Origin of the sequence: Seonamhaeicola sp. MEBiC01930 (genome assembly GCF_045277075.1) — a bacterium.
GTDB lineage: Bacteria > Bacteroidota > Bacteroidia > Flavobacteriales > Flavobacteriaceae > Seonamhaeicola.
Map to the genome: position 1 here is coordinate 1,358,006 of NZ_CP104270.1, position 25,341 is coordinate 1,383,346.

The 25,341-nt window shown below is 32.3% G+C and carries 24 protein-coding genes, 1 tRNA gene and 1 pseudogene; 12 read left to right on the top strand and 14 right to left on the bottom strand.

The genetic code is table 11. The features are described 5' to 3' along the window. Positions 1-6: 6 nt before the first annotated feature. The 4 genes from mscL (at position 7) to N1F78_RS05865 (ending at position 4,823) form a co-directional block, all read left to right on the top strand. The gene (gene mscL, locus N1F78_RS05850; protein ID WP_406685248.1) at positions 7-411 is read left to right on the top strand and encodes a large-conductance mechanosensitive channel protein MscL; all 405 of its coding nucleotides are present in this window, start codon (positions 7-9) and stop codon (positions 409-411) included. A gap of 254 nt (positions 412-665) precedes the next feature. Then, a complete protein-coding gene (locus N1F78_RS05855; RefSeq protein WP_406685249.1) occupies positions 666-1,655 on the top strand; it encodes an aspartate-semialdehyde dehydrogenase in 990 nt (329 codons plus the stop codon). Between the two features lie 102 nt (positions 1,656-1,757). Beyond that, positions 1,758-3,818 (top strand): prolyl oligopeptidase family protein, encoded by a 2,061-nt coding sequence (locus tag N1F78_RS05860; protein WP_406685250.1) that lies wholly within the window; start codon positions 1,758-1,760, stop codon positions 3,816-3,818. 90 nt (positions 3,819-3,908) lie between these two features. Next, the gene (locus tag N1F78_RS05865; RefSeq protein ID WP_406685251.1) at positions 3,909-4,823 is read left to right on the top strand and encodes an ABC transporter ATP-binding protein; all 915 of its coding nucleotides are present in this window, start codon (positions 3,909-3,911) and stop codon (positions 4,821-4,823) included. Here the strand turns inward: N1F78_RS05865 and N1F78_RS05870 are convergent, their stop codons facing one another. Next, positions 4,824-5,273, bottom strand: coding sequence for a 3-oxoacyl-ACP synthase (locus N1F78_RS05870; protein WP_406685252.1), 450 nt, complete (start codon positions 5,271-5,273; stop codon positions 4,824-4,826). Further along, positions 5,273-6,382: an NAD(P)/FAD-dependent oxidoreductase gene (locus tag N1F78_RS05875; protein WP_406685253.1), complete on the bottom strand. Its 1,110-nt coding sequence runs from the start codon at positions 6,380-6,382 to the stop codon at positions 5,273-5,275. The genes N1F78_RS05870 and N1F78_RS05875 overlap by 1 nt, the downstream gene beginning before the upstream one ends. A 149-nt stretch (positions 6,383-6,531) precedes the next feature. On the opposite strand from N1F78_RS05875, the gene N1F78_RS05880 reads away from it, so the two are divergent. Continuing rightward, positions 6,532-7,020 (top strand): hypothetical protein, encoded by a 489-nt coding sequence (locus tag N1F78_RS05880; protein WP_406685254.1) that lies wholly within the window; start codon positions 6,532-6,534, stop codon positions 7,018-7,020. Positions 7,021-7,345: 325 nt separating this feature from the next. Here N1F78_RS05880 and accC read toward each other — a convergent pair whose 3' ends face one another. The 6 genes from accC to pdxA form a co-directional block, all read right to left on the bottom strand. Then, entirely contained in the window at positions 7,346-8,698 is a 1,353-nt protein-coding gene (accC, locus tag N1F78_RS05885) for an acetyl-CoA carboxylase biotin carboxylase subunit (protein ID WP_406685255.1), read from the bottom strand. An 84-nt stretch (positions 8,699-8,782) separates the two neighbouring features. Next, entirely contained in the window at positions 8,783-9,265 is a 483-nt protein-coding gene (gene accB, locus N1F78_RS05890) for an acetyl-CoA carboxylase biotin carboxyl carrier protein (protein WP_406685256.1), read from the bottom strand. 31 nt (positions 9,266-9,296) lie between these two features. Next, positions 9,297-10,289, bottom strand: a complete 993-nt coding sequence (locus N1F78_RS05895; RefSeq protein ID WP_406685257.1) for a beta-ketoacyl-ACP synthase III — start codon at positions 10,287-10,289, stop codon at positions 9,297-9,299. Between the two features lie 179 nt (positions 10,290-10,468). After that, entirely contained in the window at positions 10,469-10,672 is a 204-nt protein-coding gene (gene rpmF, locus N1F78_RS05900) for a 50S ribosomal protein L32 (protein ID WP_406685258.1), read from the bottom strand. 8 nt (positions 10,673-10,680) lie between these two features. Beyond that, entirely contained in the window at positions 10,681-11,214 is a 534-nt protein-coding gene (locus N1F78_RS05905) for a YceD family protein (RefSeq protein ID WP_406685259.1), read from the bottom strand. An 80-nt stretch (positions 11,215-11,294) separates the two neighbouring features. After that, entirely contained in the window at positions 11,295-12,335 is a 1,041-nt protein-coding gene (pdxA, locus tag N1F78_RS05910) for a 4-hydroxythreonine-4-phosphate dehydrogenase PdxA (RefSeq protein WP_406685260.1), read from the bottom strand. Between the two features lie 65 nt (positions 12,336-12,400). Between pdxA and N1F78_RS05915 the strand changes: the two genes are divergently transcribed. After that, positions 12,401-12,988, top strand: a complete 588-nt coding sequence (locus N1F78_RS05915) for a riboflavin synthase (RefSeq protein ID WP_406685261.1) — start codon at positions 12,401-12,403, stop codon at positions 12,986-12,988. Between the two features lie 19 nt (positions 12,989-13,007). Here the strand turns inward: N1F78_RS05915 and N1F78_RS05920 are convergent, their stop codons facing one another. The 3 genes from N1F78_RS05920 to mce all read right to left on the bottom strand — a co-directional run bounded on the left by N1F78_RS05920 (position 13,008) and on the right by mce (position 14,118). Then, positions 13,008-13,202, bottom strand: a complete 195-nt coding sequence (locus N1F78_RS05920; protein WP_406685262.1) for a PID-CTERM protein-sorting domain-containing protein — start codon at positions 13,200-13,202, stop codon at positions 13,008-13,010. Positions 13,203-13,503: 301 nt separating this feature from the next. Further along, positions 13,504-13,580 (bottom strand) — tRNA-Ile (locus N1F78_RS05925). Positions 13,581-13,713: 133 nt separating this feature from the next. After that, entirely contained in the window at positions 13,714-14,118 is a 405-nt protein-coding gene (gene mce, locus N1F78_RS05930; RefSeq protein WP_406685263.1) for a methylmalonyl-CoA epimerase, read from the bottom strand. Positions 14,119-14,198: 80 nt separating this feature from the next. On the opposite strand from mce, the gene rbfA reads away from it, so the two are divergent. Both rbfA and N1F78_RS05940 read left to right on the top strand, forming a co-directional pair. Then, the gene (gene rbfA, locus N1F78_RS05935; RefSeq protein ID WP_406685264.1) at positions 14,199-14,579 is read left to right on the top strand and encodes a 30S ribosome-binding factor RbfA; all 381 of its coding nucleotides are present in this window, start codon (positions 14,199-14,201) and stop codon (positions 14,577-14,579) included. Between the two features lie 57 nt (positions 14,580-14,636). Then, positions 14,637-15,851, top strand: coding sequence for an ABC transporter permease (locus N1F78_RS05940; protein WP_406685265.1), 1,215 nt, complete (start codon positions 14,637-14,639; stop codon positions 15,849-15,851). A 66-nt stretch (positions 15,852-15,917) separates the two neighbouring features. Here the strand turns inward: N1F78_RS05940 and N1F78_RS05945 are convergent, their stop codons facing one another. The 3 genes from N1F78_RS05945 to N1F78_RS05955 all read right to left on the bottom strand — a co-directional run bounded on the left by N1F78_RS05945 (position 15,918) and on the right by N1F78_RS05955 (position 19,729). Continuing rightward, a complete protein-coding gene (locus tag N1F78_RS05945; protein ID WP_406685266.1) occupies positions 15,918-16,196 on the bottom strand; it encodes a SelT/SelW/SelH family protein in 279 nt (92 codons plus the stop codon). Between the two features lie 17 nt (positions 16,197-16,213). Continuing rightward, positions 16,214-17,209, bottom strand: coding sequence for a tRNA dihydrouridine synthase DusB (gene dusB / locus N1F78_RS05950; protein ID WP_406685267.1), 996 nt, complete (start codon positions 17,207-17,209; stop codon positions 16,214-16,216). A 96-nt stretch (positions 17,210-17,305) separates the two neighbouring features. Then, complete coding sequence (locus N1F78_RS05955) at positions 17,306-19,729, bottom strand: hypothetical protein (RefSeq protein WP_406685268.1); 2,424 nt, start codon at positions 19,727-19,729, stop codon at positions 17,306-17,308. A 192-nt stretch (positions 19,730-19,921) separates the two neighbouring features. Between N1F78_RS05955 and lepA the strand changes: the two genes are divergently transcribed. From lepA to N1F78_RS05975, 4 genes and pseudogenes are all read left to right on the top strand, one after another. Next, positions 19,922-21,718, top strand: coding sequence for a translation elongation factor 4 (lepA, locus tag N1F78_RS05960; protein ID WP_406685269.1), 1,797 nt, complete (start codon positions 19,922-19,924; stop codon positions 21,716-21,718). 36 nt (positions 21,719-21,754) lie between these two features. Next, entirely contained in the window at positions 21,755-22,390 is a 636-nt protein-coding gene (locus N1F78_RS05965) for a response regulator (protein ID WP_406685270.1), read from the top strand. After that, positions 22,368-24,191 carry a 7TM diverse intracellular signaling domain-containing protein gene (locus N1F78_RS05970; protein WP_406685271.1) on the top strand — a complete coding sequence of 608 codons (1,824 nt, stop codon included), beginning with the start codon at positions 22,368-22,370 and terminating at the stop codon, positions 24,189-24,191. Before N1F78_RS05965 ends, N1F78_RS05970 begins: the two co-directional genes overlap by 23 nt. A gap of 807 nt (positions 24,192-24,998) precedes the next feature. Next, a pseudogene (locus N1F78_RS05975) lies at positions 24,999-25,184 on the top strand (thrombospondin type 3 repeat-containing protein); the annotation flags it as partial. Positions 25,185-25,341 lie beyond the last annotated feature (157 nt).

Genomic DNA, 25,341 nt, shown 5'->3' on the forward strand with positions numbered 1-25,341 from the left:
AATATTATGCTAAAAGAGTTTAAAGAATTTGCAATGAAGGGTAACCTTGTAGACATTGCAGTTGGTTTTGTTATGGGTGCTGCTTTTAAACAAGTAGTAACATCATTCACTGGAGGTATTGTTTCTCCATTAATTGGATTAATATTTAATTCAGACTTAAAAGATTTAAAATATAAGCTTAAAGACGGTTCAGTTAACGATGCCGGAGAAACGGTTGGCGAAGTATTCTTAGAGTACGGAACATTTTTAACAAACGTTATAGACTTTATAATAGTTGCATTTGTAATGTTCCTAATGGTAAAAGGCATTAACAAAATGAAGAAGAAAGAAGAACCGGCTCCAGAACCAGCTCCAGCAGGACCAAGTCAAGAAGAATTACTTGCTGAAATTAGAGATTTACTTAAAAAATAACAGAGTGTTAAATATTTAACACTCTGTTATTTGTTGTTAAAAAGCCTTCTATTCAATAAAATAGAGGGCTTTTTGTTTGTTTAAAAGTCCAATTAATGCCTAATTTTGCCTTCACAAATTATTAAATTAAACAAAAATGAAACGAACGTAAATTTCTTCATTCTAAATTTAACTAAAGAATGACCTAAATTTATGTGAGTTCCTGAATGTATTCAAATTTTTTGAACATTCAGAAATCAAAAAATTTTAAACAGATGAAAGTAGCTGTAGTAGGAGCCACTGGAATGGTAGGCGAAGTAATGCTAAAAGTTCTTGCAGAACGTAATTTTCCAATAACAGAATTAATTCCTGTAGCGTCAGAACGCTCAGTTGGAAAAATATTAACCTACAAAGGAAATGATTATACGGTAGTTGGTTTAGAAACAGCTGTTTCAATGAAACCAGACATCGCTTTATTTTCTGCAGGAGGAGGAACTTCCTTAGAATGGGCACCAAAATTTGCCGAAGCTGGCACTACTGTAGTTGATAATTCTTCAGCTTGGAGAATGGACCCAACTAAAAAATTGGTAGTCCCAGAAATCAATGCTGATGTTTTAACAAAAGAAGATAAAATCATTGCTAACCCTAACTGTTCTACAATTCAGTTAGTAATGGCTTTAAATCCTTTACATGATAAGTACAAAATGAAGCGCGTAGTTGTTTCAACATATCAATCCGTTTCAGGTACAGGTGTTAAGGCTGTTCAACAATTAGAAAATGAAATTGCTGGTGTTGAAGGCGAGATGGCTTATCCATACCCTATTGGTAGAAACGCCTTACCACATTGTGATGTGTTCCTAGAAAATGGATACACCAAAGAAGAAATGAAATTGGCTAGAGAACCACAAAAAATTATGGGAGACAGAACATTTTCTATATCTGCAACTGCCGTTAGAATACCTACTGCTGGAGGGCATTCTGAATCTGTAAATGTAGAGTTTGAAAATGATTTTGATTTAGCTGAAGTAAGACAATTGTTAAGTGAAACACCAGGTGTTGTGGTTCAAGATGATTTAGAAAACAACTCATACCCAATGCCAATTTATGCACATGATAAAGATGAGGTTTTTGTTGGGCGTATCCGTAGAGATGAAACACAACCAAACACATTAAATATGTGGATTGTGGCAGATAACCTTAGAAAAGGTGCTGCAACTAATACCATACAAATTGCTGAGTACTTAGCACAAAACAACTTAGTATAACAGCCATTTCTTTAAAAGATTGTTAAAGGCTTCTGTTTATTGCAGAGGCTTTTTTTATTTTTAAAAGTTATAAAACAAATTTTGTCATAAAAATCTACAACCGTGAAATATCCAAAAACTAAAACCGTAGATACTGTAGATACTTATTTTGGAGTAGAGGTAAAAGACCCATATCGCTGGCTTGAAGATGATATGAGTGATGAAACAGCCGAATGGATAAAAACCCAAAACCAAACCACTTATGGCTATTTAGATAATATTCCATTTAGAGAAGAGCTTAAAGAACGCCTTTCTTCATTATGGAATTATGAAAAAGTTGGCACCCCTTTTAAAGAAGGTAAGTATACTTATTTTTTTAAAAATAATGGGCTTCAAAATCAATATGTGTTATACAGACAAGGTGCCAATAACACAGAGGAATTATTTCTTGACCCAAATACATTTTCTGAAGATGGCACAACATCATTGGGTAGTATCAGCTTTTCAAAAGATGGAAGTATTCTAGCTTATTCAATTTCTGAAGGTGGTAGTGATTGGAGAAAGATTATCATAATGGATGCTGAAACGAAAGCAATTGCTGAAGACACTATTGTTGATGTAAAGTTCAGTAATATATCTTGGTTTAAAAACGAAGGTTTCTATTATTCTAGTTATGACAAACCAAAGGGAAGTGAACTTTCTTCTAAGACCGATCAACACAAAGTTTACTATCATAAACTTGGTACACCTCAAAAAGAAGACAAACTTATTTATGGTGGCTCACCCAAAGAAAAACACCGTTATATTTATGCAACTGTTACTGAAGATAACAATTATTTAGTACTAACTCCTAGAGTTTCAACTTCAGGAAATAAGCTCTATATAAAAGACTTAACTGTAAAAGATGGCCCCTGGGTAACTGTTTTAGATCATACTAACAGCAATACCAATGTTATTGATAATAACGGAAATACGCTTTATTTGGTAACCAATCTAGATGCTCCTAACAAACGTATTGTTAAAGTTAATGTTTCTAAGCCAACACCTGCATATTGGATAGATGTAATTCCTGAAACAGAAAATGTACTATTACCTTCTACCTCGGGCAAATATTTTATTGCAGTGTATATGGTAGATACCATTTCAAAAGTGATGCAATTCGATTATAATGGAAAATTAATCAGAGAAATAAAACTTCCTGAAGCAGGAAATGCAGGAGGTTTTGGAAGTAAAAAAGAAGCTGGAAATGATTACTTCAATTTTACAAACTATAATACACCTTTAAGTATCTATAAGCTTAATTTAGAAACTGGAGAAACAGAATTACATTGGAAACCTTCTATTGAGTTTAATAGTACTAACTATGAAAGTAATCAAGTATTCTATACTTCTAAAGATGGTACAAAAGTACCAATGATTATCACTCATAAAAAGGGAATTGAACTTAATAGGAAGAATCCTACTATTTTGTATGGCTATGGGGGTTTTAATATTAGTTTAAATCCTACTTTTAGTCTTGGTATGGCTATTTGGATGGAGCAAGGGGGTATTTATGCGGTTCCTAATTTACGCGGTGGTGGTGAATACGGTAGAAAATGGCATGATGCGGGAATTAAAACCAAAAAGCAGAATGTATTTGATGACTTTATTGCTGCAGGGGAATTTTTAATTGATAAGAAATATACCTCTTCAGAATATTTGGCCCTAAGAGGTGGTTCTAATGGTGGTTTACTTGTTGGAGCAGTTATGACTCAAAGACCAGATTTAGCAAAAGTAGCATTACCTGCAGTAGGCGTTTTAGATATGTTACGCTATCACACCTTTACAGCTGGAGCAGGTTGGGCTTATGATTACGGAACTGCCGAAGACAATAAAGAAATGTTTGAATACCTTAAAGGTTATTCTCCTTTACATAATGTAAAAAGTGGTACTAGGTACCCGGCAACTTTAGTGACAACTGGCGAACATGATGACCGTGTAGTACCTGCACATAGTTTTAAATTTGCTGCTGAACTACAAAGCAAGCAAGCCGGTGATAATCCAACATTAATTAGAATTGAAACTGATGCAGGTCACGGTGCCGGAACCCCTGTAAGTAAAACTATTGAGCAATATGCTGATATTTTCGGTTTTACATTATTCAATATGGGTTATAAAGTATTGCCGTATAAGAAAAAAGAATAAATTAAAGGATAAGAGTTAATGTTTCTGAATCAAAAATCTGCTCATATTAGGAGCAGATTTTTTATACTATTTTTGCAGCTTAATTAATATATGCTAGAAGTTAAAAACATATCATTTAGTTACAATAAAGAACCCGTTCTAAAGAACATATCCTTTTCTGTAAATACTGGAGAACACCTGTCTATTATAGGTGAGAGTGGTTCAGGAAAAAGCACTTTATTAAAACTTCTTTACGGTGAATATGACTTAAGTAAAGGGGAAATACATTGGAATGGCAAACAAATTCTTGGTCCGGCCTTTAACTTGGTTGTAGGGTATGATTTCATGAAATATGTAGCCCAAGAATTTGATTTAATGCCCTATACTACGGTTGCTGAAAATATGGGTAATTTTCTTTCTAATTTTTATCCTAAAGAAAAACAAGAACGTATTAATGAGTTACTTGAAGTTGTAGAACTTAGTCATCTGGCAAATATTAAGGTAAAATTATTAAGTGGTGGACAAAAACAAAGAGTGGCTCTAGCTAGAGCCATAGCTAAACAACCTGAAATTATTTTATTAGATGAACCTTTTAGCCATATAGATAATTTTAAAAAACAATCTTTAAGACGAAATCTATTCCAGTATTTAAAAGAAAAGAACATTACTTGTATTGTGGCAACTCATGACAAAAATGACGTATTATCTTTTGCAGATAATATGATAGTGCTTCATGATAATAACATTATTGCGGAAAACACTCCGAAAGAATTATTTGACATGCCTAAATTACCTTTAATAGCTTCATTTTTTGGAGAATTCAACACCATTGTACCTTATGGTATTGTTTATGCTCACCAAATTAAAGTCATTGAAAAATCTGATTTAAAAGCTACGGTAATACAATCTTATTATAACGGAAGTTTCTATTTGATTGAAGCTGATTTTAAAGGAAAAACTATACTTTTTAATAATCAATCTGAGTTAGAAAAGGGATCAAAAGTATCAATAACAATCGTGAAATAATCATAATACCCTTTCAATAACGAACTCCTGATTTCTAAAACTAATACGGTCTTTAACTTTTTTGCCTAGTAATAATTGCCCAATAGGTGTACTTGGAGAAATAGCATAAAATTTGATGTTATCAATCTTCAATTCGCCTGCACTAATAGAGATAAAATAATTTAAATTAGAGGTGTAAACCACGCTTCCTAAACTGACAATTTTTGATGTTTTAGATGGATCTATTTTAGCAAGAGTTTCTTTAACTTTTTGAATTTCGGCCAACTGATTTCCTGCTTTCTCTCTTTCTAGCTGTAACATGGCTCTACCTGTTTCATGTTTATCACCAGCAGAACTTTTAGTTTCTGTGGTTAGAGATTTCTGGATGTCATCTATTGTATGTTGAACAGTTTTAAGTCTGTCTTCAATAAATGCTTCACACGCTTTATATAGTTCTTCCTTTATATTCATTAAACCAAATCGGCTAAATCTTTTCCTATTAAACTTCCAATGGCAATTCCCATACCCCCTAATCTGACACCGCAAAACACATTATTACCTAATTGTTTTACTATGGCTTTTTTCTTATTGCCAACGCCCATAATACCACTCCAACGGTGTTCTATTTCAAAATCTGTTTCTGGCAATAAAATAGTCTCTAAAAGGTTTTCTAGCTTATTTTGGATACATGGAGTTTCACCAAATTCCATTGTATTCTCACCTTCAAAATCAAGGTTCCTTCCACCTCCTAATAAAATTCTATTATCTATATTTCTAAAATAATAATACCCTTTATCTAAATGAAAAGTACCCTTAATGTGCAAATTCTTAATTGGTTTGGTTATTAATACTTGGGCCCTAGCTGGTTCTACTTTTTCTTTAATTAGTTTAATAGCAAAACCGTTAGTAGCTATTAATAATTTGGAGGTAGAAAATTCAAATCTATTGGTTTTTATTTTTACTGAGCTCCCATCTTCTGAAAAAGATTCAACAAAAGTGCTATTGAGAATTTTCACGCCTTTTTTTTGCCCTAAATACATCAACGATGCCATCATTTTTCCTGTATCAATCTGTCCTTCGAATTGATTGAAAATATATTGTTCACAAATGTTTTGAAACCCAAAAGCATTGTCCTTAAGCGTAAAAACTTCAGCTTTAAATATTGGTTTTAGAAGTTGGTTTAATTCTTCTCTTTTTAAAATACATTTATTGAATAGTTCATCATTTTTTAAGAACAATTCATAACCACCATTTTGTTGAAAATCAATATTGAAATCTCCTAAGGTTTCTCTTAAAAGTTGTAAGCCGTTAATACGTTTCTGCACTAGGTTGATAACTTCTTCTTCAGAATGCGTATTTAAATCATCTAACATTTCGCTTAAACTTCCAAAACAGGCAAATCCAGCGTTTTTTGTGCTTGCTCCTTGTGGAAAGATTCCCTTTTCTAATATTAACACATTTGCTTTAGGAAATTGTTCTTTTAAATGTAATGCACAACTAAGCCCCACAATACCACTGCCAACTACTGTGAAGTCTACATTAGTTAACCAACTTTTTATTTCCCAATAGGAAAGATTCATAATACTAAGTTAGTGTTTTCTTAAGATATTTTAATCTACTAGAACGCCACTTGACTTTGTCAGAAAAAAAAGATAATTTCGTTTAACGCTTGATATAAACAATATACAATACAATTTATATCCATAAGGCCATTGGCAAACATTAAAAAATGAAATATCAAATACTTATAATTATTTGTCTATTTACAACACCTACTTTATATTCTCAGAACAATTTTACATCACTTGAAAACAGAGATAGTATATTATTAAAGAATATAGAAGATTTTGCCATGTCTGTTTACGATAAAAGGATTAAAATTGATAAGTTAAAGTGGTATAAAGGTGATTCAACTCGTGCGATAAGTAAAAATCTCAAGAGATTCAAAAAGGACCTTTATAAATCAAAACAAACTTTAGATTATTATATTGACCGACATACTTCAAAAACTGGTTATATTCAATTCTCAGTTAATTTTTTTAAAATAAATAATTATGAACAGCATTCAAAAATTTATGTTGGTTATAAACCAGGAGAATCAATGGCAGATTTTATACAAATTGACAATAAGGAAGAAATTAATCAGATGAAGGCAGAATGGAAAAGTCAAGTTAGTGACATACCTCCTCCTCCATTACCAATGATGAAGAAAAACTAGAAATTAACGTTTGCCAACAAAGTATATTAAAAATTGCTAGTTTTAGCTAAACCAAAGTTTGTTGCTTGTTTGCTAGCTTCTGATTTTCCTTCAGAAAATCCTCGCACGCAAACACGCAACTGCTCATAGCCAAGACCATAAAACAAACCAAAACTTTAGGTAAACATAAGTTAACGGATAGGTGTGTTAAGGATAGAAGCCCTTCGGCTCCCCTCAGGGTAAACTTCATCCTTTTTTGAAGTATGAAAAAAAGATATAGCGGATAGCCTGACCCTTGGGGAACACCATAAAAAAACTCCGAAATTACTTTCGGAGTCTTGATTTATTAATCTTCAGAGATTTTTCTAATTTTAAAATCTTCCATAAACTTAGTGGTATAGTTACCAGCTAAATAATCTGGATGTTCCATAAGTTGTCTATGGAAAGGAATAGTAGTTTTTATTCCTTCAATTACAAACTCATCTAAGGCACGTTTCATCTTATTTATTGCTTCTTCTCTAGTTTGCGCCGTTGTAATTAACTTGGCAATCATAGAGTCATAATTAGGAGGTATAGAATAGCCTGCATACACATGAGTATCTAACCTTACTCCATGACCACCAGGTGCGTGAAGCACTGTAATTTTACCAGGAGATGGTCTAAAATCATTAAAAGGATCTTCTGCATTAATTCTACATTCTATGGAGTGTAGATTTGGCATGTAGTTTTTACCTGAAATTGGAACACCGGCAGCTACCAAAATTTGCTCACGTATTAAATCAAAATCAATTACTTGTTCAGTAATTGGGTGCTCTACTTGAATACGTGTATTCATTTCCATGAAGTAGAAATTTCTGTGTTTATCAACCAAAAATTCTACGGTTCCAGCACCCTCATATTTAATATACTCTGCTGCACGTACTGCTGCATCTCCCATTTTTTGACGAAGTTCATCGGTCATAAATGGAGAAGGTACCTCTTCTGTTAATTTTTGATGGCGACGTTGTACCGAACAATCTCTTTCTGATAAATGACAAGCTTTACCTGTAGAATCTCCAACCACTTGAATCTCGATATGTCTTGGCTCCTCAATAAGTTTTTCCATATACATATCGTCATTTCCAAAGGCTGCTTTACTTTCCTGTCTTGCGGAATCCCAAGCATCTTTAAGGTCTTCTTTTTTGAAAACTCCACGCATCCCTTTACCACCACCTCCTGCAGAGGCTTTAAGCATAACTGGGTAACCTACTTCTACAGCAAGTTTTTCGCATTCTTCATAAGATTCAATGATACCTTCGCTTCCAGGAACACAAGGTACACCTGCCGCTTTCATAGTTGCTTTGGCATTGGCCTTATCTCCCATTCTGTCAATCATTTCAGCTGAAGCTCCAATGAATTTTATACCATGCTCAGTACAAATTTTAGAAAACTTAGCATTCTCTGATAAAAACCCATATCCAGGATGAATAGCATCTGCATTTGTAATTTCTGCTGCTGCTATGATATTAGACATTTTTAAATAAGACTCACTACTTGGAGCTGGCCCTATACAAACGGCTTCATCGGCAAACTTAACATGTAAGCTTTCTTCATCGGCCTTTGAGTAAACCGCCACCGTTTTAATGCCCATTTCTTTGCAGGTTCTAATAACACGTAGTGCTATTTCTCCTCTATTGGCTACTAATATTTTTTTAAACATAACTGATTTTTTAAAAATTCAATTTCCAAGCACCAAATTCCAATAATTGGGGTTTTGGATTTGTAGATTGGAATTTTTAATTGGTTATGAAGGGTCTACTAAAAATAAAGGTTGATCAAATTCTACAGGAGAAGAATCATCAACCAAAATCTTAACTACTTTACCAGAAACTTCAGATTCAATTTCATTGAAAAGTTTCATAGCTTCAATAATACAAAGCACATCTCCTTCAGCAATGGTTTGACCAACCTCCACAAATAAAGGTTTGTCTGGAGATGGTTTTCTGTAGAAAGTACCAATGATTGGTGATTTTATAGTAATATATTTTGAATCATCGTTTGCTGGTGCTGGTGCTGCCGGAACAGCTGCTGCAGGTTCTGCTACTATAGGAGCAGCTGGTGCAATTGGTTGAGCTATTTGCGGAGCAGGAACTTGCTGTACAATTGTTGTTTCAGTATCTGATCCTGTTTTGATAGTGATTTTTACATCATCCATCTCTAATTTAACCTCGCTTGCACCTGATTTGGCCACAAACCTGATTAAGTTTTGAATCTCTTTAATATCCATAATTTTGCTAATTAGTTAATGGTTAGTTATCTTAATTATATGCCCATTTTAAGAAAATGGATCCCCAATTAAATCCGCCGCCAAAAGCAGCAAATATTAAATTATCTCCTTTTTTTAGTTGACTTTCGTAATCATGTAATAATAACGGTAATGTTGCTGAGGTAGTATTACCGTACTTGTGAATATTCATCATTACCTTTTCTTCTTCCAACTCTATTCTGTTAGCGGTTGCATCAATAATACGCTTGTTAGCTTGGTGTGCAACTAGCCAATCTACATTTTCTTTGGTTAAGTTATTTCTTTCTAGAACCTTAACAGTGGCATCTGCCATATTAAAAACAGCATTTTTAAACACAGTTCTTCCTTCTTGAAAAGCAAAATGCCCACCTTTTTCTAAAACTTCAGGTGTTAAAGCATGAGAAGAACCTCCATAGGTGGCTTGTAAAAACTCTCTTCCGGTTCCGTCACTTCTTAAGTACTCATCTTGCAAACCTAAACCTTCTTCATTAGGTTCAAATAAAACAGCTCCAGCCCCATCACCAAAAATAATGCAGGTTGCTCTGTCCTTATAATTAATCAATGATGACATCTTATCAGCTCCGATTAAAAGTACATTTTTGTAAGTTCCAGATTCAATATATTTGGCTGCAACAGACATTCCGAATAAAAAACTAGAACATGCCGCGTCCAAATCAAAGGAAAAAGCGTTAATAGCCCCAATTCCAGATGCAGTAAAAGCTGCAGTAGAAGCAGCTTTCATATCGGGAGTTGCAGTTGCAACAATTACCAGATCAATGTCTTTAGGATCAATTCCTTTTTTATCAATAAGGTCTTGAGCAGCTTTAATAGCCAAAAAAGAGGTACCCTTACCTTCATCTTTTAAAATTCTACGTTCTTTAATTCCTGTACGTGAAGTAATCCATTCATCATTAGTATCAACCATAGTCTCAAGAATTTGATTGGTTAACACATATTCTGGCACATATGCACCTACAGCTGTTATTGCCGCTGAAATTTTATTCATAACCTTGTAGTTAATTTGACTAAAAAATCACTAAAATTGAACAAAAACACTCAAATTTTGGGGAAATCTACTAAATTTTGGTGTAATAACACACATTTAATGTGTTTTTGTACTTGGAAAAAGCATATCATAAAAAAAACGCCCACAAGTGAGCGTTTTATACTATGCATGCATTTAATTTATGCTAAATTTTCTACTTCTTCAGAGTTATCAATTAAAACCTGTCCTCTGTAGTATAATTTTCCTTCAAACCAATGAGCTCTATGATATAAGTGAGCTTCTCCTGTTGTTGGGCAAGTAGCAATCTGTGGCGCAGTTGCTTTATAATGTGTTCTTCTTTTATCTCTTCTTGTTTTTGAGATTTTTCTCTTAGGATGTGCCATTTTTTATATTATTTATCCGTTAATAGTTTTTTTAATGTATTCCAACGAGGATCTATATCCTCTTCTTTATCTTCTTTAAGTTTTGGGCTTAACTCTTCCAACCATTTAAGTATTTCTGAATTTAATGTTCCATCTTTAACTCCTGGATGCACTCTTTTAATAGGTACCGCCAAAATAATTAATTCATAAATATATTGTTGAATACTTATCTCATAGGTTCCGTGAGGCACCATCAAAATATCAACATGTTCATCATTGAATTCTTCACCAAACTTAACAACCAATTCAAAATTATTTTCTATGTCTTGATTGTACGGCTCATTTGTAAGATCACAATTAACATTTACAAACCCAGAAGCTTTAAAATGTAATTCTAAAAACGTTGATTTTTTTTCTAACTCAACACTAACACTTACATTTACATTGTTAAACTCTTTATACTCAAAATGTTCAAAGAACGACGACTCAATTTCATACTCAAAATGATGCTTTCCTATTTTTAACCCAACAAACTGGATTATAAACTCTTTCATTGGCTTCATTGTCACATCTAATTTGAGCCTGCAAATATATGAATTTTTATATTACGCAACATTACTTATAAACATTTTTTTGTTTATAATTATTTACGCGACTTTTTTAATGGGTTTGACGTAAGCTCTTCATAATCAAGCCTGTTTTTATATATTTGTATAGCCGCAAAAACAGCCTCCTTAAAAGAACTAGCATCAGCCACACCTTTACCAGCAATTTCAAAGGCAGTCCCATGGTCAGGTGATGTTCTAATTTTATTTAACCCAGCTGTATAATTAACGCCTTGGCCAAAAGACAATGTTTTAAAAGGTATTAAGCCTTGATCATGATAGGTGGCTATAATTGCATCAAAATTTTTATAATTATTAGACCCAAAAAAGCTATCAGCAGCATAAGGACCAAAGACTAACTTACCGCTCTCTTTTATTTTTTTTAAAGTTGGACGTAAAATATCATCATCTTCTTTCCCTATAACACCATTGTCTCCAGTATGCGGATTTATTCCCAAAACTGCAATTTTAGGTTTCCCAATTCGAAAATCCTTTTGGAGCGACTGATAAATTGTATCAATTTTTTCAACTATTAAATTTTCAGAAATATGGTCTACAATATCCTTAACAGGCACATGATCAGTTAATAAACCAACTCTTAAGCCATTATTTATCATAAACATTAAACTCTCACCTTCTAGTTCTTGCGCCAAAAAATCGGTATGACCAGGGAAGCTAAATTCCTTAGATTGGATATTCGACTTATTAATAGGAGCTGTAACTAAAACATCAATCATTCCCTCCTTTAAAGCGGTTGTAGCCGCCTTTAGTGATTTAATAGCGTATTCACCTATCTTAGGGGATTCTTGACCAAATTCAATTTTAATGGCTTCTTCCCAACAATTCATTACATTAACCTTACCTAATGCTAATTTTTGAATATCATTGATATTATGAAAAACCACCGCTGATTTAAAATGATTTTTAACAAAGTTCATAGCCTTAGAAGAGGCAAAAATAACAGGAGTACAAAACTCTAAGATTCGAGTATCTTGAAAGGTTTCAAGTATTATTTCACCACCTATTCCATTTAAATCTCCAACTGATATTCCTACTATTATATTTTCTGCTTTCTTCATTAAAAATAACAACTTTTGTTTGTACTTTTGATGGTGCAAATTTAACCAAATAAACAGATAATAATATGTTTACCGGAATAATTGAGGATATTGGTATTATCACAAATTTAAAAGAAGAAAATTCTAACCTTCATATTACAGTTAAAAGTAGCATTACTCCTGAATTAAAAATAGATCAAAGCGTTGCCCATAATGGTGTTTGTTTAACGGTAGTTGATATAAAGGACACTGAATATACGGTTACTGCTATTAAAGAAACCTTAAATAAAACTAATTTAGGAACTTTAGACCTAAATGATAAGGTGAATTTAGAGCGCGCTATGAAACTTGGAGACCGTTTAGATGGTCATATTGTGCAAGGACACGTAGATCAAACTGGAATATGCACCAATATTAAAGAAGAAAATGGAAGTTGGGTTTTTAGTTTTAGTTATGATTCTAAACTAAACAATTTAACTATAGAAAAAGGTTCTATAACAATTAACGGAACAAGTTTGACAGTAGTTGATTCTAAAAAAGATAGCTTCAGTGTTGCTATAATTCCCTATACCTTTGAGCACACAAATTTTAATACTTTTAAAAAAGGAACTATAATAAACTTAGAGTTTGATGTTTTAGGAAAGTATGTAACTAAATTGATGTCTATTAAATAATCAATAAGCTAATTAACTATTATTTATCCGAGTTTAGAGATAAAATTTTTCTAACACCGAAAATCAAAGCAAATATTACGCCTAAAGTAACACCTCCATCAATAGGAAACCCTGGAGGTGGTGGACCTGGAGGAGGAGGGTCCTGAGCTGTACATACAAAACTTATTAATACAAATAAGATTGAGGCAATTATTCTTCTATTTTGTATTCTCATTTAGTCACAAATGTATAAAAAAAAGTGATTCAGTAAAACAATCTTGAGTTTTTTCCCTCAAAAAACACCTATAAAACGCAATGAATTTCCGATTAAGTGCAGTTTTAACTAATTTAATCTCACCTAAATAAACGGGGGTTTTATTAAAAAATTATAGCTATCCCAAAAAAGAGTTTTCGCATCTCTTTTAACACAAATATAAATATAATTTAAGAGGAAAACACATTAACTTTAAATATTGAATCAAAGCCAAAATAATTTTAATAAAAAAGCCTAAACTACATTTGTAGTTTAGGCTTTTTGGTGGTCCCACCTGGGCTCGAACCAGGGACTTTCTGATTATGAGTCAGATACTCTAACCAACTGAGTTATAGGACCTATTGCATCATTATGCAATTCTCTTTTAATAAGAGTGTGCAATATTACTACATATTTTAAAATCATACAAGATATTTTACTCAAAAGAACGCTCTAATAATGGTTTCCATGAAAACAACCATCGTCATTTAAACTAGAGCTTTCTTTCTTGACATAATTCAATTAAAACACCATTGGCGCTTTTAGGGTGCAAAAAAGCCACTAATTTGTTATCGGCTCCTTTTTTTGGTGTTTCATTAAGTACTACAAACCCTTCCTTTTTTAAACGTATAATTTCCGATTCAATATCATCAACATCAAAAGCTATATGATGAATACCTTCACCTTTTTTCTTAATAAATTTTGCGATTGGGCCATCTTCATTAGTGGCTTCTAGTAATTCTATTTTATTTGTTCCAACATTAAAAAAAGATGTTTTTACACCCTCGCTTTCAACTGTTTCAACTTTATAATGTGGTTGCCCAAATAGTTTGGAAAACAATTCATTAGATGATTCTAGACTTTTAACGGCAATACCTATATGCTCAATTTTATTCATTATCCTTCTTTTAAAGAAAGATACAAAATTTGTAAATCAAAAAACATGTTAGTCTATAAAATAACCGTTACTTTTGCACTATGGAAGAGAGTCAAAGACAGAAAAAAATAGCTTCAGTATTACAAAGAGATTTGGTTGATGTATTGCAGCGAGCAGCAACACAAGGTGGACTACAAGGTGTTCTCATTTCGGTTACTAAAGTTAAGGTAACCGTAGATTTATCTGTAGCCAAAGTATATTTAAGCATTTTTCCAAACCAAAAAGCTCCAGAACTGGTTGAAGGCATAAAAGCAAACACACCTGCCATAAGGCATGAATTGGCACAACGCACTAAAAATCAACTTAGAAGAATGCCCACTTTGGAGTTTTTTATTGATGATTCTCTAGAATACATTGATGGTATTGAGCGTTCTTTAAAAGGCTTAGACAATCCTATTGACAACCCCGATTTACTTGACTAAAGGAAATTTATTGGTGATTTTTAATATCAAGCATATTTTTCTTTTTACATTTAAAAGATGAATGTTTCACTATTTATAGCCAAACGTTACCTACGCTCCAAGAGCTCAAACAATGCTATTAACTTTATAACATATATTGCCCTTTTGGGTGTTATTTTAGGTTCGGCCTCCTTATTTATAGTATTGTCGGGTTTTGCTGGTTTAAAAGATTTTACATTAGAATTTTCTAATATTGTTGATCCTGATTTAAAGGCAGAAGCCTCCCTTGGAAAATCTTTTACATTATTAAATGATGAAATTTCCAGACTTAGGGAAATAGATGATATTATTCATTTCTCAAAAATTATTGAAGAACGTGTTTTAATTACTTCAGAAGAAAAAAAATGTCTTGCCATAATTAAAGGGGTTGATGATCAATTTGAAAATGTTGTAGATATTGAATCTAAAATTGAACACGGAAGTTGGATAGACCAAAAGTCTAATCAAATTGTAACTGGCTGGGGTATAGCTAATAATTTGTCTATTGGTGTTTTAGATTTTACAAGAGCCATAAATGTTTATGTGCCTAAGCCTGGTAAAAAACAAATAACCTCAACTAACAATGCTTTTAATTCTACTAAGGCTGTTAATGTAGGGGTGTTCTATATTAATGAAAACTTAAATGACAACTATGTTTTTACATCAATAGATTTAGCAAAAAACTTATTAAACTACAGGCCAAATCAAATTTCATCAATTGCATTTAAATTAAATGAAACCACCGATAAAGAATTAGTTAAAAAAGAAATACAATCTATACTAGGAGATAAAGTAAAAGTTAAGGACAGAACACAATTAAATGATGCACTTTACAAAATGTTAAACACAGAATATTTAGCTGTTTATCTAATTTTTACATTAGTTTTAATCATTGCCTTTTTTAACATAATTGGTTCTTTGATTATGATGATGTTAGACAAAAAACAAAGCCTTAATACCTTATTCAATTTAGGTATTCATTTAAAAGATATCCGGAAAATTTTCTTCCTTCAAGGCAGCTTAATGAGTATTGTAGGTGGTTTTATTGGTATTTTATTAGGTTTATTGCTAATCCTAAATCAACATTATGGTCCAGATTTCTTGAAAATCTACATTACCCCTACATTAGCATATCCTACTAAGATTAAAATAGTAAACCTCTTTTTGGTGTTTATAACCATTTCGGTTTTAGGCATTTTAGCATCTAAAATAGCTTCGGCAAGAATCACCAAATCTTTAATTAAGAATATTTAATAGAGAAAATGTTGTAGAAGTATTAGGACAAGAACGAAGTGTAACTGTTTTGGCTTTATAAATAGATTATTTTTTACGTTCTGTATGCCCCAAGTTTTTATTAGGTGCAATAATATCTCTAACTTTTAACTTTAGCTCCTTTATCTCTGGAAAACCGTTCATTTCTTTAAGAGACCACACCAATAAATCATTGGTGTAAATCTCAAATACACCACCTGTTCCAGGCACCAGAGTTAAAGCATCAATATTTTCACTAAATGTAGTTAATAATTCTTGAGACATCCAAGAAGCTCTTAATAACCATCTGCATTGCGTACAATAAATTATTCTAATTTCGTTTTTCATAAAATAAACATGAAAATTTAGGCCGTAAACTCATATCCTGCAAACTTATCTAATACCTCATCAAAAGTTTTAAATACGTCTTCAGCTTTATCGCTGGTTACCATCTTAGTTCGGTATTCTTTGAAGTGCGGGATTCCCTTAAAATAATTTGTATAATGACGGCGTGTTTCAAAAACACCTAGTATAGGTCCTTTCCAATCTATAGACATTTGTAAATGCCTACGAGCAGCCTCAACACGTTCTAATAAAGAAATAGGAGCTAAATGTTCTCCTGTTTCAAAAAAGTGCTTCACCTGTTTAAAAAACCAGGGGTTACCAATACTTGCTCTTCCTATCATGGCGCCATCTAAACCATAATTATCACGCATTTCTACAGCCTTTTCAGGAGAATCAACATCTCCATTACCAAATACAGGAATATGCATTCTTGGGTTGTTTTTCACCTCTGCTATAGGTTTCCAATCGGCACTACCCTTATACATTTGGGCCCTTGTTCTTCCATGAATAGAAATAGCTTTACATCCTACGTCTTGCAATCTTTCTGCAACCTCAACAATTTTTATAGACTCATGGTCCCAACCCAATCTGGTTTTTACAGTAATTGGCAAACTTGAACGTTTCACCATTTCTTCAGTGAGCTTTACCATTAAATCTATGTCCTTTAAAATGCCTGCACCAGCCCCCTTGCTCACCACTTTTTTCACAGGGCAACCGAAGTTAATATCAATAATATCAGGATTAGACTTTTCAACAATATCAATGGTTTGAAGCATACTGTCTAAATTAGCTCCAAAAATTTGAATACCCACCGGACGTTCCTTTTCATAAATATCCAACTTCATTACACTTTTAGCAGCGTTTCTTATTAAACCTTCGCTAGATACAAACTCGGTATAAACTACATCGGCACCTTGTTCTTTACACAATGCACGAAAAGGTGGGTCGCTTACATCCTCCATAGGAGCAAGAAGTAACGGAAAGTCAGAGAGTTCTATATTATCAATTTTTACCACAGTACCTTAATTTCTGTGCAAAATTATAGTTTTAAAATGAAAATACACAGAATTGAATAGATATGTCTAAATTACTCTTAAGAAGCCTTTAAAAAACTATTCCTCAATAGAATAATATTTATAAACTACAATAGGAATACCTGTAGCGGTGATCCCTTCTAAAGTTAGCTTCACATCAGTCTCTACCTTGGTGTTATAATAGGTTCCTTGAAATATTCCTGTTTTATCAGGGTGTACGTATGGATTCCAAAATATAGTATTACGTATAGCGTCTTCACCATGTTTATCCAAGGTTTCTTCATTTAAATCAGGGGTATAAAAAATACGCGCTTGATGATAGCCATCTATTTGTGTTTCTATAGTGTGAAAATCTTCTTTAGTTTGCCCAGTAAGGTTCTTCTTAGTGTAAATAATAACAACACCATTAGAGGCTTCATTACCAAAAATCATGGTTGCCCTTGGCCCGTTTGAGCCTTCAAGCTTGAGAATATCTTCCGGCTGAAGGAAATCTAAATCACTAATGTAATCTGTTCTTTTTCCATTAATTACCAATAAAGCATATCCAGAATTTCTTATAAATCTAATTCCTTCATCTTCAATAACCACATTAGGAATTGTAGCTTCAATTAACTGATAAACATTAGCATGATTAGAAGTTTCTTCATCTAAATCTATTGAATAATCTAATTTACCATAGTAGCTTTTTACAGTTTTTTTCTTGGCTACAATTTCAACCTCTTCTAAAACATTTTCAGGGCTCACATTAAACTCCACATGTTTTTTATATATATTTTGAGCTGCTATTTTCTTTTCTGAAAGTAAACTAGAATTAACACTTCCTCCTTTAAAATTGGTTGAAAGAGGTGTTCTAAAAACAGAATCTAGGACTAGCATTCCCGTTTCTTTTCCTTTTTTATTTTTAGTTTTTAAATGTATTCTAGTTAGACCCTTAATATCTAAATTTTCAAATTTAAATTCCCCCATAGCATTTGTTATAGTATCAAATGATTTTAAACTTCTACTACCTATAAGCGATAAGGATACTGTATTACCCTCTATAGGTTTTTTAGCTAAAAGCTTTTTTACATTTCCTGTTATATCAATGCCTTTTTCAACTTCATATTTTGTATTATCTACTTTATATTGTTTTTTCCACAAGAAATCTCGCCAACCTTGGGTTAATAACAGTAAATCTAAATTTTGGAATCTGGCAGCGTTACTTCTATTAAAATAGTAACCTGGATTATGTACTTTTCCCCTAATATCAGATTCCATTAAAAAATATGAACTAATATTTGTTCCATAATCATTTACATTTTTACCTCCGTTTAAATCTATTCCAGCTATAGAAAAACTGGCAGCAATAGCTTCACCAAGGTTATTTTTTGAGGATACTTCTATAGCTACCTTTTCCTTAGGTTTATAAATGGCCTTGTCTGTATTTACCTCAACTATCACATTCTTATCTTTTTCTACATAAACCAGTCTTTCGCTTTGCGGTATTGATTGATTATCAAATAATGTTATACTAATAATTCCATCAGGTAAATTTTCCTCTGGTAATTCAATATATAATTTGGTATTTGGCATTTCAAGAGTTTCACTGAAATAGGTTACTCCTCTTAAACTATATTTAATAGTTAAAGGAGCATTTGAATATTTTAACAGCGTTTTTGAATTGGTTTGTAGCGTAACCACTTTTGTGCCTTTTACATTCTTATACCCTAAACTAAAACCTTCTTCACTAACATTAGGAAGTTGCACTTTTGATTCACCTTGATTGGAGGCTGTTACCTTTGCAAAATATGTTTTATTACCCATTGGTTTTAAAGGGAATTTCCCCATACCATCATGAGTGCTTGCAAAAAATGTTATTATTTCACCGTTACTATCTAAAATCTGCCCTTGAACATCTATTGGGTTTCCATTTTCATCAACGGCTTTAAATGCAACTAAACTAGTAACACCTTGTATAAGAGAACCACCTTCTGGGAAAAACTGAATTTTAAATTTTGCTTCTTCATTTTTAATAGTTGAATTTCCATCTCCTCCAATAGGTTCATTAAATTCATAAGGATTCTTATTAAAAACATTTAATACTTCAATTTCTTTATTAAACACAAAATCTTTTCCAAAATTACGACTCCAATTTGTATAAGCTCTTATTTGATATTTACCCGGTTTTATACCATTTTCTTTGCTTAGTTTAAAATCGCCATTACCCAAACCAGCAACTAATTTGGTGTTATTCCTAGCTATTATTTTAGAATCTGATGAAACTAATTCTACATACAGAATTTTACTATTGTCAAACAATAAATTATTATGAGCAGATACCGTATAAGTTTTGTACCATAAGGATTCTCCTATAACATAAGTTGTTCTATCTGTATGAACATATGTTTTTTCTGCATTTATTTTTGTCTGATTATTTTGAGCACTTGATAAAGCTATAAAGGCAAAAAACACTAAACAGCTTTTTAAAACCTGTCTAGTAATTCTATTTGAAGTATTTAACATATGTGATTTGATAGATTATTTTGTTTTACAATAATAACCTTTATGACATAAAAAAAATGGAAAAGTTTAATTTTCAATAAGGTTATTCTAAATCTATCATATAGTTATAGATATTATAATTTACATTTTCAACCTTTCAGCGTCATATAAATCATCTATATTTGCAAATTATATCTTGCTACAGATAGTTTTATGAAGAACATCAGGAATTTTTGCATTATTGCGCATATAGATCATGGTAAAAGTACCCTTGCAGACCGTTTATTAGATTATACGGGTTCTGTAACAGCTCGAGAAAAACAAGACCAGCTCTTAGATAATATGGACTTGGAACGTGAACGCGGTATAACCATTAAAAGTCACGCTATTCAAATGGATTATGAATACAAAGGAGAATCCTTTGTTTTAAATCTTATTGACACCCCAGGTCACGTAGATTTTAGTTATGAAGTATCTCGATCTATTGCTGCTTGTGAAGGGGCCTTACTAATTGTTGATGCTGCTCAAAGTATTCAAGCACAAACCATCTCTAATTTGTATTTAGCACTGGAAAATGATTTGGAAATTATACCAGTACTTAACAAAGTAGATTTACCAAGTGCCAACCCTGAAGAAGTAACTGATGATATTGTTGACCTTTTAGGTTGCGACCCAGAAGAAGTCATTCATGCCAGTGGAAAAACGGGTTTTGGTGTTGATAATATTTTGGAAGCAATCATAGAACGTGTTCCTGCGCCAGAGGGAGACCCTGATGCGCCATTACAAGCTTTAATTTTTGATTCGGTTTATAACACATTCCGAGGTATTGAAACTTATTTTAGAGTTTTTAACGGTGAAATTAAAAAAGGACAACACATAAAATTTGTTGCAACAGATAAAGATTATTATGCTGATGAGGTTGGAACTTTAAAACTAAACCAAGTAGCAAAACAAAGTGTTAAAACGGGAGATGTTGGTTATTTAATTACCGGGATTAAAACTGCTAAAGAAGTTAAGGTTGGTGATACAATTACAGATTTTTCAAAACCAACAACTAATATTGTTGAAGGTTTTGAAGATGTAAAACCAATGGTTTTTGCTGGTATTTACCCAGTAGACACTGAGGATTACGAAGAGTTGAGAGCCTCCATGGAAAAGCTGCAACTTAATGACGCGTCTTTAGTATTTCAACCTGAAAGTTCAGCCGCCTTAGGTTTTGGATTTCGTTGTGGTTTCTTAGGCATGCTTCACATGGAAATTATTCAAGAGCGTTTAGAGCGTGAATTTGATATGACTGTAATAACAACAGTTCCTAACGTATCATACCATGCCTATACCAATAAAGAACCAGATGAAGCCATTATTGTAAACAACCCTTCTGATTTACCTGAACCCTCAACTTTAAATCGTGTTGAAGAGCCTTATATTAAAGCCACTATCATTACAAAATCTGATTTTGTTGGTAACGTAATGAGTCTTTGTATAGAAAAAAGAGGAATTATAACTAATCAAACCTATTTAACAACAGAGCGTGTTGAATTAACCTTTGAGATGCCTTTAGCTGAAATAGTATTTGATTTTTATGATAGATTAAAAACGGTTTCAAAGGGGTATGCCTCTTTTGATTATCACCCTATAGGCATGAAGCCTTCTAAGTTGGTAAGGTTAGATATTCTTTTAAACTCGCAGTCTGTTGATGCGCTTTCAGCCTTAATTCATGCTGATAATGCGCAAACAATAGGAAGAAAAATGTGTGAAAAGCTTAGAGAATTAATTCCGCGTCAGCAATTCGATATTCCTATTCAAGCTGCAATTGGTGCTAAAATTGTATCTAGAGAAACCATAAAAGCCTTAAGAAAAGATGTTACCGCCAAATGTTATGGTGGAGATATTTCACGTAAACGAAAGCTTTTAGAAAAGCAGAAAAAAGGTAAAAAACGTATGCGTCAGGTTGGTAATGTAGAAATACCTCAGCAAGCTTTTATGGCCGTTTTAAAGTTGAATGATTAAGATTTTTCAGTATCTTTCTTCATGTAGATTGCTTACATGGAAGAACAGTCAAAAAAAATTCTTATCTGTGAAGACCATCAAATAGTTATTGATGGGTTGCTGTCTATATTCAAAACAAAAACAGATTACCAAGTAATAGGATATATTACAAACGGCGAAAATGTATTAAATGCCATAGCAAAAAATCGTCCAGATGCTGTTCTTTTAGATTTAAACTTACCTAATAAAAATGGCATTGAAATTCTAAAAGAATCTAAAGAACTATACCCTAAAATTAAGGTTATAGTCTTAACCATGTACAATAAACAGAATATTGTAAAAAAGGCTAAAAAACATCATGCCAATGGTTTTATATTAAAAAACTGTTCCTCACAAGATTTATTTAGTGCTCTGGATTCAGTTTTTGAAAACTCTAACTTTTACTTAGGAAAGGGTGTTAAAAATGGGCTGATAGAAACTGATGGCTTTCTTGAAAAAATAAAAATTACTAGAAGAGAGAAAGAAATAATTCAAGAACTAGTTTCCGGAAAAAATGTACCTCAAATAGCTGAAACCCTTTTTATTAGTGCACACACCGTTGAAACACATAAAAAAAACATATTCAAAAAACTCAATATTCATAATAGTATAGACCTAGTAAAACTTGTAAATGAAAAAGAGTTACTTTCATAAAGGTATATTTCTTTTGCTAATTTTGGGTATAGGATGCACTCTAAAATTAAATGCACAAGTTGACACCCTATTTATAGACTCCAGCTTTACGGCTACTAATCTTAAACCTTTTTCTAAAGTAAATAAGGGTAAGACAAAACAATTTGTAGATAATAAAAGTTATTACTATTTCAGTTTTAATAATGAATATAATTCAATTGATTTTACCATAAAAAATAACCTTTCACAATCAAAAAAAGTGATTTTGGAGTTTTCTAATGCCCTTATTAAGGAAATTGTTTTTAGTAAAATTAACAATAAAGTATCTACAGAATTATTTACAACTGGTATTGATTATCCAGTATCAACAAAAGCTATTTCGCAAAGGCTCTTTTCATTTCCTATAGATTTAAAACCTAATGAGCTTGCATCTTTTAGTGTTAAATTAAAAAAGGAAATGGGAAAACCTTTGGTAACTTCTGTTTTCATAAAAAGCGAGAACACTTTTAACCACCACAATCTTATTCAACAAATTGCAATTGGCACATATTTCGGTGTTAGTTTCCTATCTGTGGCTTTTTGTTTTTTTATATTTTTCTTTTTGAAAAAAAGCAGTTACCTCATATACGCGGCATATATTATATTTCTTGGCCTCTTTATAAGTTCTTATACGGGTTTATTTTCCCAAATTTTGCTACCACAGCATGCCATATTCAACAAGTTTACTAATTATGTATTATACAGTGAAATATCATTAATTCTCTTTGTTTTATTCTCTCAGAAAATACTTGAAACTAAAACCTATATGCCAAAATTAAAACGGGTTATGGACATCTTACTAGTTTCTATTGTTTTAATAAGAACATTATTACACTTTTTATTTACTAATGTTTTTGAAAGGTATGTACCGTTTTTCATGAATCTTTGGTATGGTGCTTTTTTAATAATGTTAATTGTAATTATTATTCAAATCACTATATATTACCGAGAAAACAACAAACGAACCTCATTTTTTGCATTAGCATATTTATTCATGATTTTGGGGGTATTAGCAACTATTCTATATCACAGCTATGGCTTAATAAACACCTATTTTTATGGCTTACCGCTTCTTTTCTATACTTCCTTTTTAGAAATTATATTCTTAACTTTTACAGTGGTTTTTATGGTAAAAGAGGTTTATGATGAAAGGGATGTTCTTTCAGATAAACTTGTATATCAAGAGAAAAAAAACCTGACCGCTTTTATTAAAGGTGAGGATCAAGAGCGTAAACGCATAAGCAAGGAATTACACGATAACATTGGTAGCCAATTAAGTTATTTAAAGCGCTTTGTTTCAGATAAGTTTAAAGATGAAAAAGTCAATAAAACCATAGATACTATTTGTGATGACGTTAGGAATTTATCTCATGAAATCTCACCTTCAGATTTAAAAATAGTAGGTTTAGAAAGTGCTATAGAAGAGCTTTCTAGAAACCTTTCAAATCAAACCACAATTAAAGTTGACTTTAACAGTTACCAATTCCCAGAAAATATTGATGAGACCTCCTCTGTGCAATTATATAGAATAGTTCAAGAAGCATTTAATAATATTTTGAAACATGCAGATGCTAACTTCATTGATGTACAATTAATGGGTCATGACAATTCAATTACTATAAATATTGAAGATGACGGCTTGGGTTATGATTCTAATACTGAAAAAAATGGTCTAGGATTAAAAAACATGCATTCAAGAATTAAACAAATAGGAGGTTATATATCAATAGACTCAAAAATTAATCAAGGCACTTCCATCCTTATTTCTCTTCCAATAAATTAAAATCTACCTGAATTCCGGTATTGCGCCATAGTAACTTTCTAATGTAGTTTTACTTCAATCAATTTAAAACTATATATCATGAAAACACAATTATTAAACCTAATTTTTATCCTTTTATGTTTAGGAGGACTTATAAATATGCAAGCCCAAGGCCTTTACAATTTAGCTACTTTAGATGAGGAGGAGGGGAGGAATCCTCTTGTTTGGAGTGCTGGAGAAGGTGTGGGATATGACAATGTTTATGACAGATTTGATGATGGAGTTGAGTGGGCAAATAGTACTATAGGAACTAGTGTTGGCATTGGATGGAGTGATGTTGATGGCAATAGCGAAACATCATATTGTGCAGGGCTTGAGTACCTATATAAAATTCAAGGTAAAGACCAAAACCCTAACGGAGCTGGATATTTAGGTGCGTTTGCAACTTATCAAAAGTTAAGTGGTGAAAGCTATAATGAAAGTGCATTTAGAATTGGTGGAAAGTATAACTATTTTAGGCGTTTAACTACATTTAATGAAGTTCAACTTACTTATGGTGCTCAAGCCTATTACGAAACTGGCAATCGTGATTTTACTGGCTCAAAAGATGATGTTACAGGATATGGTCTAGGGCTTTTTACCGGACTTAATGTTAGGGTATGTGATAGAGCCTCGCTTGGAGTTGAAGTGCCAATTGTATCATATTTAAGTAGAACCTATGAATCTGGTGGGAATGAATTTAAACAAGACCGCATATGGGCAGGAGTAAATAAGGATAATGTCATATCAGCCAAAGTAAGATGGAGTTTTGCCCATAAAATAAAGTATGGCGGAAGTGATATTGATGGCGATGGTATAGATGACAAAGATGATGAATGTCCTGAACTTCCTGGATTTGCAATGTTTAATGGTTGTCCAGATACAGATGGCGATGGTATTACAGATCATAAAGACAATTGCCCAGAATCACCTGGTCCTATTTCTAACAACGGTTGTCCCAATAAAGACAATGATGAGTAATATGATAAACTTTTTAATTATGAATTTGTTAAAAACCTTGTAGACAAAAACATATGGGATACTAAAAAAAATTAAATAAATATTAAAAGACGCTATTAATCAGTTCTCTTAAACCAGAGACAATCAAGATGTATGTTTTAAATTGATTAAA